Raw genomic sequence first — 14,302 nt, forward strand, 5'->3', positions numbered from 1 at the left:
AAGACGGAGGATGTATGATTCAATTAGATACGTCATGGTTACAACATGTCCAAAAACCAGCTCGTTATACGGGCGGCGAATATAACAGTATAGTGAAAGATCACAGTACTGTTGATATAACTATGGCGCTAGGATTTCCCGATGTGTATGAAGTGGCTATGAGTCATTTGGGCATCAAAATTCTATATGGCTTAGTCAATCGCCGTGAAGATGCAGTAGCAGAGCGTGTATTTGCACCATGGCACGATATGGAAGAGGAAATGCGAAAACGCAATATTCCTTTATTCTCTTTAGAAACCCGTACGCCTATTAAGGACTTTGATGTACTTGCGTTCACACTACAATATGAGATGAGTTTTACCAATATTCTTAATATGCTAGATTTAGCAGGTATACCGATGTATGCAAAGGATCGGGATATGGATTTTCCATTGCTCGTATGTGGTGGACCTTGTGCGTATAATGTGGAACCAATTGCGGATTTCTTTGACATTGTATCTCTTGGTGAATCTGAAGAATGGGGCGATGAGTTTATCGACCTATTGAAAGCCGAAAAAGCGAAGGGATTCCCTGGTGGTAAAGAAGCTTTCTTGCGAAAAGCAGCACAAATTCCCGGTACCTATTGTCCAGCATTATATGATGTAGAGTATACGGAACAAGGCGATTTTAAATCGATTACACCACGCTTTGAAGACGTGCCTGCTACGATTCAAAAACGCATCATAGAAGATGTGGAACATGTATTCTTCCCTACAAAACCGGTGGTACCGTTTTTGGATATCGTTCATGATCGGGCTGTTCTTGAATTATTCCGTGGCTGTACGCGAGGTTGTCGATTCTGTCAGGCAGGTATGCTCTATCGTCCTGTTCGTGAACGAACTCCTGAACGGTTGTTAGAAATTGCAAAAGAAACGATTGCTAATACAGGTTACAATGAAATCTCTTTGATGAGTTTAAGCTCTGCTGACTACTCCAAGTTACCAGAACTGGTAGATATGCTCATGGAAGAGTTTAAAGACAAACAGGTTAGCGTCAGCTTACCATCATTGCGTATCGATAGCTTCTCTATTGATATTGCTAAGAAGGTACAACAAGTGCGTAAGAGTGGTCTTACCTTTGCACCAGAAGCAGGTTCTCAACGCATGCGCGATGTTATCAATAAAGGTGTTAGCGAAGAAGATTTGCTAGCCGCTTGTACAAATGCTTTTAAATCCGGATGGAATACGGTAAAACTATACTTCATGATGGGATTGCCTACTGAGACTGATGAAGATTTAGCAGGTATTGCTAATTTGGCGTATAAGGTACTCGATTTGCATCGCGATATTACGGGTAAGCGCAATGGTAGCGTAACCGTTAGTGTATCGTTTTTCGTACCAAAAACACATTCTCCATATCAATGGTATGGCCAACAAGAGGTAGAAGAAATTCATCGTAAGCAAAAATATTTAAAATCGCTTATTAATAATCGTAATATCTCCTATCATTATCATGATGGATATACCGGTTATATGGAGGCAGTATTTGCTCGTGGCGATCGTAGATTATCAAAGGTATTAGTAGAAGCGTGGAAATTGGGCTGTAAATTTGATGGTTGGACAGAGTTCTTTAGCTATGAAACATGGTTACAGGCTTTTGAGAACTGCGGTGTTGATCCTGCGTATTATGCGCGTCGCACCCGTGATTTTGATGAGCCATTACCATGGGATCATTTGGATTGTACTGTAAGCAAGGCCTTCTTAAAACGCGAATGGGAACAGGCCGTTGCTGAGAAATTAACGCCAGATTGTCGTCGTGGACCATGTAAGGGTTGTAATGTATGCCCTGAATTAGATACGGCTATTGTAGATTATAAGGAGGGTGGCAGAGTTGAAAAAATTACGTTTGGCCTTACATAAAGGCGAAGAATTACGATTCTTGTCCCATCTCGATTTTGCACAAGCCGTAGAGCGCATGATTCGCCGTGCAGAAATCAAAATGTCCTATTCCGAGGGATTTAATCCGCACATGAAAATTAGTTTTTCTTCTGCTTTGGCACTAGGTGTAACAGCAGAAGCAGAATATATTGATATGGATGTGTTGGAAGATGATAGGTTAGAGTCTATTATGGCGCGATTAAATGCAGTGGCTCCTCGTGGACTTGAGGTTCTCGGTGGCAAGGTCATGCCTGATAAGGTTAAAAAGATGATGGCCATCTGCAATTACGCAATCTACGAAGTAACAGGTCCTGTAACGGAACAGAATGTGGACTGGGATAGCTTACTTAAGCCTTTTAATGAGGCTACTGAAATTTCCTATGAAAAGGTTACCCCTAAAAAGACGCGTATTATCGATGTAAAAGAATTCGTAAAAGAACCGATTGTAGCGTCCGTGCACGATGGTATGGTGACACTAACGATGGGGATTGGTATTTATCCACAAGGTACTATAAAACCGAGTGAAGTATGGAATCTTGGCAAGGATCAATATAATTGGCCTATTACTTCTGGTTACGAAATTCACCGTAAAGCGATTATGGTAGAAAATGAAGAAGGTCGTTTTACACCATTAGAGATTAATTATTAAGACTATGTTTTTGATTTGGCATATACTATAGTTAAACTGAACAGAAGGGAGGGATAGGATGCATAAAATTTTGGTCAATGTTATGCGCGAAGAAATTCGCATGGCTGTTGTCGATGAAGAAGGTCAGTTAATAGATTTCGTGTTAGAACGTACCGATGAGAGCCATATGGCAAATCATATGTACAAAGGGACTGTAAAAAATGTGTTAAACGGTATGCAAGCTGCCTTTGTTGATATTGGGGGCTCTCAAAATGCGTATTTGAATCTTCAACAGGGAAAAGAACAGAAAATCTTGCCTCGCCTATCTGTAGGGCAACAAATTCTCGTACAAGTGGTAAAAGAGGAAATGCTTGGTAAAGGAGCTCGTGTTACGGCTGATGTGAGCTTGGCAGGGCGCTTTATGGTACTGTTACCATATTCTGAAGGCATGCATATTTCTAAGAAGATTACTGATGAAGTAGTTCGTACTAAATTACAAGAATTAGCAGCACCTTATGTGCAGGAAGGCTGTGGATTTATTATTCGTACTGCGGCTGCTAAGGCTAGTGCCGATGAAATCGGTCGTGATATGGAATATCTATGGCGCACATGGCAACATGTTTTAAAACGCTTTAAGGTGGCTAAAAGTGGAACAGATTTGTATAGTGATGCGGACTTTTGGTTCCGTCTCGTGCGAGACTATGCGCACCGTAATGTAGAGGAAATCATCGTTGATTCCGATATGGGGGAATCTCGATTACTGGATCTTTTAGGTCATGGCCCAACATCTCAACAGATTAAAGTGACACGTCACCGTGGCAGCACACCTATTTTTAAAGCCAATCACATTGAACCTCAATTAGAGGATCTTATCTCTCGAGATATCAATCTACCTTCCGGTGGCTCTATCCGTATCGACCATACAGAGGCGCTTACCGTATTCGATGTGAACTCGGCTCATTATACGGGCAAGTCTAATAAGCTAGAAGATTTAGCTTTCACAGTCAATAAAGAGGCGGCAAAAGAAATTTGTCGTCAACTGCGCTTACGAGATATTGGTGGCATTATCGTCGTCGATTTTATCGATATGAAGGATAAGTCGCATCAACAAGAGTTGCTACAACTATTGAGCGCACAAGCTAAGTTAGATAAGATGAAAACCGTCGTATGTGGTATTAGCTCTCTCGGTCTAGTAGAAATGACGCGGAAGCGTGCCCGTCAAGGTTTGCAAACCTTGATGTTTGATACATGCCCTCAATGTGGTGGCACTGGATACATGTTGTCAGGTAGAACTGTATATATGCAGATCATTCGACGCATCCGTGAGTTATTTAAGTCTGGTCGAATTAAATCGAACCTGGAAATTGAAGTTCATCCAGAGGTAGCCCAATATTTAACAAAGGCTGTTCTTGAAGAATTAGGTGACTCTATAGGTCGTAAGATTTCTATAGTAGTGAATCCACAAATCAGCCGTGAAGGATATTCATTAATGGCTGTAGCAGAATAAGTAAGTAGTTTATTATAGGTGAGTATAGTGTCTGTATTTGAAATTATATTAATTAGTGTTGGCCTAGCCATGGACGCCTTTGGTGTATCTATTGGTAAAGGTTTATCTATGCCGGTGGGTGAAAATGGACGAAAGGTGACATTAGCATTCTTATTCGGATTATTCCAGTTTCTCATGCCTGTTATTGGTTGGCTCATTGGACGCCAGTTTATCGATGTCATATCTGAATGGGATCATTGGATTATCTTTGGACTTCTTGGCTATTTAGGTATTGCTATGATTCGTGAAGGCCTCAGTGATGACGATGAAGAAGACGATGAGAAGCAATTCTTAGGTGCTTGGGAAATGATTATGCTTTCCATCGCAACTAGCCTTGATGCGATGGCAGTAGGCTTGACCTTTGCTTTTTTACCTATTAATGTATGGGAAGCCTCCACGATGATAGGGGGCATTACCTTTGGTATTTCTCTTGTTGGCGTGTACCTAGGTAAATTTATGGGCCAGTTCGTAGGAAAATATGCAGACATATTAGGTGGGGGTGTATTGATCCTCATCGGTACAAAAATACTTTTACAACACCTCGGTATTATCGGAGAATTTTAGAGGTTTGTATATATATGAAAGTATCGTAAACGGAGCTATTTATGGTGAATTTTGTTTGACATGGATAGGTAAATACGATATACTATATCAGTATTAGTTCGGTTTACTGAACTTTGCAATCCGCGTGAAGCAGGTTTAAACGCCCGACCGATGTTCGGGTCGGGATACCGAATTCAGCGAGTTCGATAACAAGGAGGTGTTCTCATGTACGCAATTATTAAAACTGGTGGTAAACAATATCGCGTTGCTGAAGGCGATGTAATTACTATCGAAAAATTGGAAGCAGCTGCTAACGAATCCGTTACATTCGAAGAAGTTTTGACTGTAGTGAATGACGGCGACGTTAAAGTTGGCGCTCCTCTTGTAAACGGTGCAAAAGTTACAGGTACAGTTCTTGAGCATGGTAAAGGTAAAAAAATCTTAGTATTCAAATACAAAGCTAAATCCAACTACCGTCGTCGTCAAGGCCATCGTCAACCGTTCACAAAAGTTCGTATTGAATCTATCCAAGCTTAATTATGGTTTCCATTGGAATCCAGCGGAATCGTGATGGTCAAGTAATTGGTTGTCACATGTCCGGTCATGCAGGATATGATGATCATGGCTTCGATATCGTATGTGCTGCAGTGTCTGCCTTATCGGCAACGGCAATGTTAGGACTTACCCAAATTGCTCAGCAAGAAGGGGAGTATACGAATAGCGAAGGTCAATGTGATATGGTTCTCTCTGGTACGATTAACCAGAGTGGACAGGATATTCTGGGGACTATGATCCTTGGTTTAAAGGAAATTAGCCGTCAATATCCAGAGTTTGTCCAAATACACGAAATATAGGAGGTGAACTTAATGTTTACTTTTGATTTGCAATTGTTCGCACATAAAAAAGGTGTGTCCAGTACTCGTAACGGTCGTGATAGTGAATCTAAACGTCTTGGTGTTAAATGCCATGATGGTTCCATCGTAAAGAGCGGTAACATCATCGTTCGTCAACGTGGTACTCACTTCCACCCTGGTACTAACGTAGGTATCGGTAAAGATGACACTTTATTCGCACTTGTGCCTGGTAAAGTAGCATTTGAACGTGCTGGTCGTTATAACCGTAAAGTTAGCGTATACCCTGTAGAAGCTTAATTTTACAATGACTATTAATCCCTAGTGGTTTTCCACTAGGGATTTTTTGCTTTCTGTAGTATGTGTCTGATAGATATATTATAATTAAGCTTAGCATTATCATATTGGTAATGATAAAATAATTAGAATCATTATGCTTAAGAATACTAAATAACTAGCAACAGTGAGTCGATATTTTGCTATTAATATACATATGACGAGATAGGGGGCTTTATGGCGCTGCTAGAATTATCAAATATATCTTATATTGTAAAAGACAAATCTATTATCAGTGATGTATCTTTATCGGTAAATCAAGGCGATTATATTACTATTGTAGGTCCTTCTGGAAGTGGTAAAAGTACACTTTTAAAATTATGTAGTGATCTGATTAGTCCTACATCGGGAACTATTACTTATAATGATCGTCCCTTAACGGCTATAGATCCTGAATCTTATCGTAGAGAGGTGGGCTACTGCTTTCAAAGACCTTATTTGTTTGCGAAAACAGTACGTCGTAATATTCTATTTCCTTATGATATTCGCGGTTTAAAACCGGATATGAGTCGTATAGAATATCTCTTTAATCTACTACATATGCCACTAAATTATATGGAGCGCCGTAATGATGAGTTGTCTGGTGGTGAAATGCAACGAATATGCCTTATTCGGAGCCTTATTTTTGAGCCTAAAGTGTTGCTTTTAGACGAGGTTACGTCTGCCTTAGATGCGACGAATACATCTATTGTAGAAAATGTGATTGATGAGCTTCATAAAAAGGGGATCACCATTATCTCCATTACTCATAATGAAGAGCAAAGCTTGCGTATTGCAAATCGCCGCATCACTATCGTAGACGGTCAATTAGCTAAAGAGGAGGTACTGATATGAGTCAGTTTCAAACTATATCTACTATATCGTTGTGCCTTGCATCAGTGCTAGTTATTATTAGTATGATTATGTCTTATCGACAAGAATTGAAGCTAGAAAAGGATATTTTCATCAGTGCTATACGTGCTACAGTTCAACTATTAGTCATCGGGTTTATTTTATCGTATATTTTTAGTACGGAAAGTCCAATATTTATTATTGGCTTACTTGGATTTATGGCTTTTAATGCCGCTTATAACTCAGCTAAACGAGGGCAAGGGATTCCGCATGCGTTATGGATTTCCTGGTTTGCTATCACCATTGGTGCATGGATAACCTTATCTATTTTATTGGTAACTGGCGTGCTTAGTTTTACTGCGTACCAATTGATTCCTGTTGGTGGTATGGTCATTAGTGGTGCTATGGTAGCCATTGGGCTTTGTTATCGTCAAATGCTATCAAATTTTGAATTGCGTAAACAAGAGGTGGAAATTAAATTAGCCTTGGGTAGTACACCTAAACAAGCTTCGAAAGCAATAGTTCGTGATGTTATAAAGACGGGTCTACAACCTACTGTAGATAGTGCCAAGACATTAGGTATCGTAGCGCTGCCGGGGATGATGACAGGCCTTATCCTAGCAGGCATGCCTCCATTAGAAGCTGTAAAATATCAAATGATCGTTACATTTATGTCGTTATCCACTATATCGATTGCTTGTTTTATTACGTGTCAGTTGTCTTATAGGACATTTTTTAATACTAGAAATCAATTATATAAGTAATTTCTATTGAAATGTTAATAGTAAATAAGGAATTAATTTAGTTACATACATTTTAGTCATATTCGATATAGATAATCGATATAAATTAGAAATTCCCATACTATAAAGGTTGCTTCCTCTTATGAGGGAGTAACCTTTTATTATTGTGTGTCAAATTCCTATGTTTTTTAGTAGGAATAGTGGTATACTATGTACAGTATCAGTGAAATACCAGAAGACTGGTTGTCATATACTTTCATATACCTAAAGAGGGGTGGCGTTGCCACTAGAAAGATTTGAGGTAAGTACTATGTATGATGTAAAATCTCCAAAGGCGGAGGAATTTATTTCCCATCAGGAAATCCTTGACACCCTTGCCTATGCAGAGGAAAACAAGGAAAATCGGGAGTTGTTAGATGCTATTTTAGCAAAAGCTTCTACATTTAAGGGGTTAAACCATAGAGAAGCAGCTGTTCTATTAGAATGTCCGTTGCCTGAATATAAGGAAAAGCTTTATGCGTTAGCTAAAGAAATCAAGAAAGCTATTTATGGCGATCGTATCGTTCTATTTGCACCATTATACTTGTCTAACTATTGTATTAATGGTTGTGTATACTGTCCGTACCACTCTAAAAATCGCGATATTAAACGTAAAAAGTTGACTCAAGACCAAATTAGAGAAGAGGTTATTGCCTTAGAAGCAATGGGGCATAAGCGCATTGTTATTGAGTCTGGTGAAGATCCTCTTAATAATCCTCTTGAATATATTTTGGAATCTATCAAGACTATTTACGGTATTAAAAACAAAAATGGCGAAATTCGCCGTGTAAACGTAAATATTGCAGCTTGTTCCGTTGAGGATTACAAGAAATTACATGAAGCTGGTATTGGTACATATACATTATTCCAAGAAACGTACAATAAAGAAAACTACGAAGCACTTCATCCAACAGGCCCTAAGAGCGACTACGCCTACCATACAGAGGCGATGGACCGCGCTATGCAAGGTGGCATTGATGATGTAGGTATCGGTGTTCTTTATGGCTTAGAACATTATAAATATGATTTTGTAGGTTTGTTGATGCATGCAGAGCATTTAGAAGCAGTATTTGGTGTAGGTCCACATACAATTTCTGTACCTCGTATTTGTCCAGCTGATGATATCGATGTAGATGATTTCAGTAATGCTGTACCTGACGATATATTTGAGAAAATCGTTGCTCTTATTCGTGTATCCACACCGTATACAGGTATGATTATGTCTACCCGTGAAAGTCAATCCATGCGTGAACGCGGATTGGCATTAGGTATCTCCCAAATTAGTGGTGGCTCTCGTACTAGCGTAGGTGGTTATAAAGAAGAAGAGAAACCAGAGGATAATTCGGCTCAATTTGATCGCAGTGACACACGTACATTAGATGAAATCGTAGATTGGTTACTAGATCTTGGATATGTGCCTAGTTTCTGTACTGCATGCTATCGAGCAGGTAGAACAGGGGACAGATTTATGGCCCTCGCTAAATCCGGTCAAATCCATAACTGTTGCCAACCTAATGCATTGATGACATTGAACGAATACATCATGGATTATGGTGATGAAAAAACTAAAGCTCATGGCGCTAAGGTTATTGAACAACAGTTAGAAAATATCAAAAATGATTTAGTTAAAGATAAAGCTAAAGCTTATATTGCACAGATGAAAGACGGCGAACGAGACTTCCGGTTCTAAGTAATTCACTGATCGAGAACCTCCTATTGATAATGGGAGGTTCTTTTTTGTTGAGAAAAAGACAAGGTTTAAATGAGAATAAAATATATAAAATAGTTTATTTTATTCACTTTTTGATGTATAATAAATAAAAATGATAATGATAATACGTTGAATTATTATAATAATATTGATTATAAACTACTGAGGGATATGATGATTAAGAAAAAACGTTGGCGCATTTCTACAAGCGACAAAGAACAAGAAAATATCTTAATCCGTGAACTTGGTGTAAATCCTATTGTGGCAAAATTAATGGTAAATCGCCACATAGATGTTGACGAAGGGCGGAAGTTTTTACAAGGTTCTTTGTCAGATTTGTTAGATCCATTCACATTAAAAGATATGGATGTAGCTGTTTCGCTAGTTCAGGAGACAATTGAAAAGCATAAACCAATCGTTATTTATGGCGATTATGATGTAGACGGTATTACTGCAACATCTGTTCTATATCGATTTTTAAAGAAATTAGGTGCCGATGTTACCTATTACATACCAGAGCGTCAAAGCGAAGGTTATGGACTCAATTTAGAGGCTTTAGAGCACCTTATAGAGCGAGGGACGGCTCTAGTTATTACCGTAGACTGCGGTATTAGCTCTTACGATATTGTAGAGGCTGTACGTGACCGTATTGATATGATTATTACGGATCATCATACGGCACCAGATTTGATTCCACGAGCAAAGGCTGTTATCAATCACAAGCAAAAAGATTGTCCATATAAAGATAAAAACTTATCTGGCGTCGGTGTAGCTTTTAAATTATGCCAAGCATTGTGGCTTACAAAGACTGGTGAATGGTATTTAGATGATTTAGATATCGTTGCATTAGGCACTGTGGCGGACGTTGTGCCGTTAGTCGGTGAGAACCGCATCATCGTAAAAGCAGGCCTTGAAAAGATGAATAGTCATTCAAATCTAGGCATTAAAAAGCTTATCGATGTAGCAGGTCTCCATGAACGAACTATAACATCTGGACATATCGGTTTTACTTTGGCACCTCGCCTTAATGCAGCAGGTCGCGTAACTCATGCAACACGTGCTGTTGAGTTACTTGTTACCGATGATGCTGATACGGCAGAAGCTATTGCAGAGGAATTAAATGAAACTAACCGTGAACGCCAAGAACTGGAGCGGAATATTCATGAACTTGCTCGCATTGATGTGGCTAATCAAGGTCATAAAGCGGATTATGTAACGGTGGTGGCTGGTGAAGACTGGCATCCTGGTGTTATCGGTATCGTGGCTTCTCGTTTAGTTGAGGAGTTTTATAAACCAACTTTAGTCATCAGTATTCATGATGGCGTTGGTAAAGGGTCCTGCCGCAGTATTGATGGCTTTAATATCTACGATGCACTCAAGTCTTGTGAAGATGTGTTACTACAGTTTGGTGGTCATGCTGCAGCAGCAGGCTTTAGTATTGATGCAAGTCGTATAGATGAATTACGAGACCGCTTAACGGCGTATTGTAAAGAGCATGTAACACCGGAAGAATACATTCCTGTCGTTGCTATTGATGCGGAACTACCCGTTGATGATATCGATGTAGATATCATTGACCGCGTATCAGCCCTTGAACCGTATGGTATGGCTAATAGTACGCCGGTCTTTGCCGTTATGGAAGCAACGGTACAAGATATTATGCTTATAGGTCAGTTAAAAAATCATTGTAAGGTGATTTTAGAAACCTCAAGTGGCACGTTAGATGCCATTGCTTGGAATCGTCCAGATTTGTTTAAAACCATATTTGTTGGAACTGTGGTGAAAGTAGCATTTTCATTGCAAAAGAATGAATGGCAAGGGATGGTTTCTCCACAGCTTATGATCCAAGCTATTGAACCATTGAATGAAGAGCCTATTACACTTTCAACAGAAGGGCTTAGACAAATGTATGTCATAGTCAAACAAGCTATGCGTGGTCGTAGTCAATCGGTTTACAATGTGGAACAAGAAATTTTGCGCCGCAAGCCGGCAGATCAAAATAATCGTAGTGCCCTTACATCCTTAGATGTTTTTAAGGAGTTGGGCATCATCGAAGAATATACAAGTGATGATGGTCAATTAATGCTAAGATGGAATGCCGTTGAAGGAAAATTAGATCTTGTCACATCCGTAACATTTCTTACCTATAGTGTATAGGAGGTGACACCATGACAACTGTAAATGAAGAAGGTAAAGCTTTGGTTGAACAAGGTACATTTAACAAAGAAAAAGCTTTAGCTGAATTTATGGAATATATCCATACCTATTTAACAGATGATGAGTGTAACCAAGTATTGAAGGCTTTTGAACTTGCTGATAAGGCTCATGAAGGTCAATTGAGAGCTTCTGGTGAGCCATATATCATGCATCCACTAGCAGTAGCTGAAATTTTGGCACACTTACAAATCGATCATATTACGCTTATGGCAGCACTTATGCATGATGTGGTTGAAGATACATCGTACTCGAAGGAAGACTTAGAGAAAATGTTTGGTTCTGAGGTGGCTTTCCTCGTTGATGGTGTAACGAAATTAAACCAGTTCCAATATGAAACAAAAGAAGATCGCCAAATGGAAAATTATCGGAAGATGATTTTAGCGATGGCAAAGGACGTGCGCGTCGTTGTTATCAAATTGGGTGACCGCTTACATAATATGCGTACCTTAAAGCATATGCGTAGCGACAAACAAAAGCGTATTGCAAAGGAAACATTAGAAATCTTTGCTCCTCTAGCACATCGCCTTGGTATCTTCAATGTGAAATGGGAACTAGAAGATTTATCATTCCGCTATTTAGAGCCGGAAAAATATTATGATCTTGTAGATCAAATGAAACAAAAACGCCAAGCTCGTGAGGACATTGTAAATGATACGATGAGTCAACTCACTAAAGCTTTAGGAGAAGCTCATATTAAGGCCGATATCAAAGGTCGTCCAAAACACTTCTACAGTATTTACAAGAAGATGAAAAAGGACAACCGTGATTTATCTCAAATTTACGACTTGCTTGCTGTTCGCGTTATTGTTGATACAATTCCAGATTGCTATGCCGTACTAGGTATTGCGCATAGCTTGTGGAAACCATTGCCATATCGTTTCAAGGATTACATTTCCATGCCGAAATCTAATATGTATCAATCCTTGCATACAACGGTTATCGGTACCATGGGGCAACCTGTAGAAATCCAAATTCGTACATGGGAAATGCACCGTGTATCTGAGTATGGTGTTGCTGCTCATTGGCGCTATAAAGAAGGCAATAAAAATGGCGATAAGGATTTCGACCAAAAGGTTGCCTGGTTACGCCAAGTCCTTGAATGGCAAGATACAAGTAATCCAACAGAACTAGTTAATGCGTTAAAACTAGACGTTTTCTCTGGTGAGGTATTTGTATTCACACCAAAAGGCGATGTTGTTAAATTGCCTATCGGTTCGGTTCCACTTGATTTTGCGTACCGTGTTCATACCGATGTTGGTCATCGCTGTGTAGGGGCTAAGGTAAACGGTAAAATTGTACCGCTAGATTACACCTTACAAAATGGCGATATTGTAGATATTATTACATCTAAAACAGGTCGCCCAAGTCTTGATTGGCTTAATATCGTAGGCTCTTCTGAAAGTAAGAGCAAAATTCGCAACTGGTTCAAGCGTGAAAATAAAGCTGAAAATATTGAAAAAGGCCTAGAAGCACTTGAAAAAGAAGCAAAACGATTAAACTATAGTTGGAAAGAATTAATCGCTGATAATCGTCTCCAACAAGTTACAAAACAGCTGAAAGCAGGTACTGAAGAGGAAATGTTTGCTGCTTGTGGCTATGGCGGTATTCCTGTAAGCACAGTGCTCTTACGCTTAATTGAACTGTATAAGAAGTCTAAAGAGGCAGAAGAATCTAAACGCAGTACAGAACAAATCATTGAGAAGTTAAAAGCTCAAGGGCCAAAAACGACCAAGAATGGTACGGGCGTTCTCGTAAAAGGGGAAGCTGGTGTCATGGTACGTATGGCGAAATGCTGTAGCCCAGTTCCTGGTGATGATATCATCGGTTACATCACGCGTGGTCGTGGTGTATCCATCCATCGCTCCGATTGTACGAGCCTTGGTCATACGCCAGAAGATTTAGAACGTATGATTGAAGTCTCTTGGGATGGTTCCTCTGGTGAATCCTTCCATGTAGGTATCGATATTCAAGCATACGATCGAAATGGTCTGTTGATGGAGGTTATGGCTGTACTTTCAGAATTGAAAATCACTATTACAAACATCAATGCTAAGGTTCAAGAAGATACTAAAACTGTAAGTATCAATGTTGTGGTCGATATCCGTGATATTTCACAACTTGATTTTGTTATGACTAAGTTGCGCCGTATTCGTGAAGTATATACCGTACAGCGTAGTAAAGGAGGGGCTTAATGAGTGAACAACAATTAGTGCTTATGCGCATGCCATTAGGTCCATTAGGGACTAACTGCTATGTTATTGGAGATAAAGCGGTAGGCGAAGCTTTCATTATTGATCCTGCTACTGCTGAAGTATTAGAGTCTCTAAAGAAGCACGACTTGAAACCAAAGGCGATTTTATTAACCCATGGTCATGGTGATCATATTGGTGGCGTTCAAGAGATTGTAGATACATATCATGTGCCTGTATATATTCAAAAGGGCGATATACCGTATCTGTCAGATCCTGAACTCAATCTCAGCGCTTATAGTAATCCAACACCAATCAAGGTAAAGGCTGACATTATCGAGGTTAAACAAGGTGACCACATTACCTGTGGTGCTATTGACCTTGAAGTGCTTGAAACACCGGGGCATACGCCAGGTGGAGTATGTTATTACATGGAAGGTCTTGTATTTGTAGGAGATACTCTATTTAGAGATTCCGTAGGTCGTACAGATTTTCCAAATGGATCATATGAGACATTAATGGAATCCATTAAAACTCAGCTTTATAAATTGCCTGACAATACAATGGTATATCCTGGTCATGGACCAGAAACAAATATAGGTTATGAAAAACAATACAACCCATTCGTTGGAGCGTAGGTTTTATAAAACTTTTGTAAGAAGTAAAGGGGATAGTTATCATGAACACAACATTAGAGAAATTAAAAGAACGCATTAAAGATAAAAAATACAAATTGACTACACAACGTCAAA

General features: G+C 39.4%; 13 protein-coding genes and 1 pseudogene. All 14 read left to right on the plus strand.

Features of this window, described 5'->3' with window-relative positions; genetic code table 11:
• Positions 1-14: 14 nt before the first annotated feature.
• On the plus strand, positions 15-1,898 hold the full coding sequence (locus QZ548_RS03085; protein ID WP_295868219.1) for a TIGR03960 family B12-binding radical SAM protein: 1,884 nt from the start codon (positions 15-17) through the stop codon (positions 1,896-1,898).
• Positions 1,870-2,565 (plus strand): TIGR03936 family radical SAM-associated protein, encoded by a 696-nt coding sequence (locus QZ548_RS03090; protein WP_367113070.1) that lies wholly within the window; start codon positions 1,870-1,872, stop codon positions 2,563-2,565. The genes QZ548_RS03085 and QZ548_RS03090 overlap by 29 nt, the downstream gene beginning before the upstream one ends.
• 58 nt (positions 2,566-2,623) lie before the next feature.
• Positions 2,624-4,051, plus strand: coding sequence for an Rne/Rng family ribonuclease (locus QZ548_RS03095; protein WP_295868225.1), 1,428 nt, complete (start codon positions 2,624-2,626; stop codon positions 4,049-4,051).
• 27 nt (positions 4,052-4,078) lie between these two features.
• Positions 4,079-4,654, plus strand: a complete 576-nt coding sequence (locus tag QZ548_RS03100) for a manganese efflux pump MntP family protein (RefSeq protein WP_295868227.1) — start codon at positions 4,079-4,081, stop codon at positions 4,652-4,654.
• Between the two features lie 204 nt (positions 4,655-4,858).
• Positions 4,859-5,170: a 50S ribosomal protein L21 gene (gene rplU / locus QZ548_RS03105; protein WP_004698652.1), complete on the plus strand. Its 312-nt coding sequence runs from the start codon at positions 4,859-4,861 to the stop codon at positions 5,168-5,170.
• A gap of 2 nt (positions 5,171-5,172) precedes the next feature.
• Entirely contained in the window at positions 5,173-5,487 is a 315-nt protein-coding gene (locus QZ548_RS03110) for a ribosomal-processing cysteine protease Prp (protein WP_105089422.1), read from the plus strand.
• Between the two features lie 12 nt (positions 5,488-5,499).
• A complete protein-coding gene (rpmA, locus tag QZ548_RS03115) occupies positions 5,500-5,784 on the plus strand; it encodes a 50S ribosomal protein L27 (RefSeq protein ID WP_004696430.1) in 285 nt (94 codons plus the stop codon).
• A gap of 213 nt (positions 5,785-5,997) precedes the next feature.
• Positions 5,998-6,654, plus strand: coding sequence for an ATP-binding cassette domain-containing protein (locus tag QZ548_RS03120; RefSeq protein WP_295868232.1), 657 nt, complete (start codon positions 5,998-6,000; stop codon positions 6,652-6,654).
• Complete coding sequence (fetB, locus tag QZ548_RS03125) at positions 6,651-7,415, plus strand: ABC transporter permease (RefSeq protein WP_105085890.1); 765 nt, start codon at positions 6,651-6,653, stop codon at positions 7,413-7,415. The genes QZ548_RS03120 and fetB overlap by 4 nt, the downstream gene beginning before the upstream one ends.
• A gap of 289 nt (positions 7,416-7,704) precedes the next feature.
• Positions 7,705-9,123 carry a [FeFe] hydrogenase H-cluster radical SAM maturase HydG gene (hydG, locus tag QZ548_RS03130; RefSeq protein ID WP_367113071.1) on the plus strand — a complete coding sequence of 473 codons (1,419 nt, stop codon included), beginning with the start codon at positions 7,705-7,707 and terminating at the stop codon, positions 9,121-9,123.
• 195 nt (positions 9,124-9,318) lie between these two features.
• Positions 9,319-11,301, plus strand: a complete 1,983-nt coding sequence (recJ, locus tag QZ548_RS03135; RefSeq protein WP_295868243.1) for a single-stranded-DNA-specific exonuclease RecJ — start codon at positions 9,319-9,321, stop codon at positions 11,299-11,301.
• Positions 11,302-11,312: 11 nt separating this feature from the next.
• Positions 11,313-13,553 (plus strand): bifunctional (p)ppGpp synthetase/guanosine-3',5'-bis(diphosphate) 3'-pyrophosphohydrolase, encoded by a 2,241-nt coding sequence (locus QZ548_RS03140; RefSeq protein WP_295868237.1) that lies wholly within the window; start codon positions 11,313-11,315, stop codon positions 13,551-13,553.
• Entirely contained in the window at positions 13,553-14,188 is a 636-nt protein-coding gene (locus QZ548_RS03145) for an MBL fold metallo-hydrolase (RefSeq protein ID WP_295868240.1), read from the plus strand. Before QZ548_RS03140 ends, QZ548_RS03145 begins: the two co-directional genes overlap by 1 nt.
• Before the next feature lie 41 nt (positions 14,189-14,229).
• Positions 14,230-14,302, plus strand: a pseudogene (locus QZ548_RS09015) (transcriptional repressor); the annotation flags it as partial.

It is taken from the genome of uncultured Veillonella sp. (assembly GCF_915069625.1).
Lineage (GTDB): Bacteria > Bacillota > Negativicutes > Veillonellales > Veillonellaceae > Veillonella.

Excerpts from the sequence above, each read along its gene's own strand:
- QZ548_RS03085 (WP_295868219.1), top strand. The coding sequence starts at position 15 with ATGATTCAATTAGATACGTCATGGTTACAACATGTCCAAAAACCAGCT.
- QZ548_RS03095 (WP_295868225.1), top strand. The coding sequence starts at position 2,624 with ATGCATAAAATTTTGGTCAATGTTATGCGCGAAGAAATTCGCATGGCT.
- rplU (WP_004698652.1), top strand. The coding sequence starts at position 4,859 with ATGTACGCAATTATTAAAACTGGTGGTAAACAATATCGCGTTGCTGAA.
- QZ548_RS03110 (WP_105089422.1), top strand. The coding sequence starts at position 5,173 with ATGGTTTCCATTGGAATCCAGCGGAATCGTGATGGTCAAGTAATTGGT.
- rpmA (WP_004696430.1), top strand. The coding sequence starts at position 5,500 with ATGTTTACTTTTGATTTGCAATTGTTCGCACATAAAAAAGGTGTGTCC.
- QZ548_RS03120 (WP_295868232.1), top strand. The coding sequence starts at position 5,998 with ATGGCGCTGCTAGAATTATCAAATATATCTTATATTGTAAAAGACAAA.
- fetB (WP_105085890.1), top strand. The coding sequence starts at position 6,651 with ATGAGTCAGTTTCAAACTATATCTACTATATCGTTGTGCCTTGCATCA.
- hydG (WP_367113071.1), top strand. The coding sequence starts at position 7,705 with ATGTATGATGTAAAATCTCCAAAGGCGGAGGAATTTATTTCCCATCAG.
- recJ (WP_295868243.1), top strand. The coding sequence starts at position 9,319 with ATGATTAAGAAAAAACGTTGGCGCATTTCTACAAGCGACAAAGAACAA.
- QZ548_RS03140 (WP_295868237.1), top strand. The coding sequence starts at position 11,313 with ATGACAACTGTAAATGAAGAAGGTAAAGCTTTGGTTGAACAAGGTACA.
- QZ548_RS03145 (WP_295868240.1), top strand. The coding sequence starts at position 13,553 with ATGAGTGAACAACAATTAGTGCTTATGCGCATGCCATTAGGTCCATTA.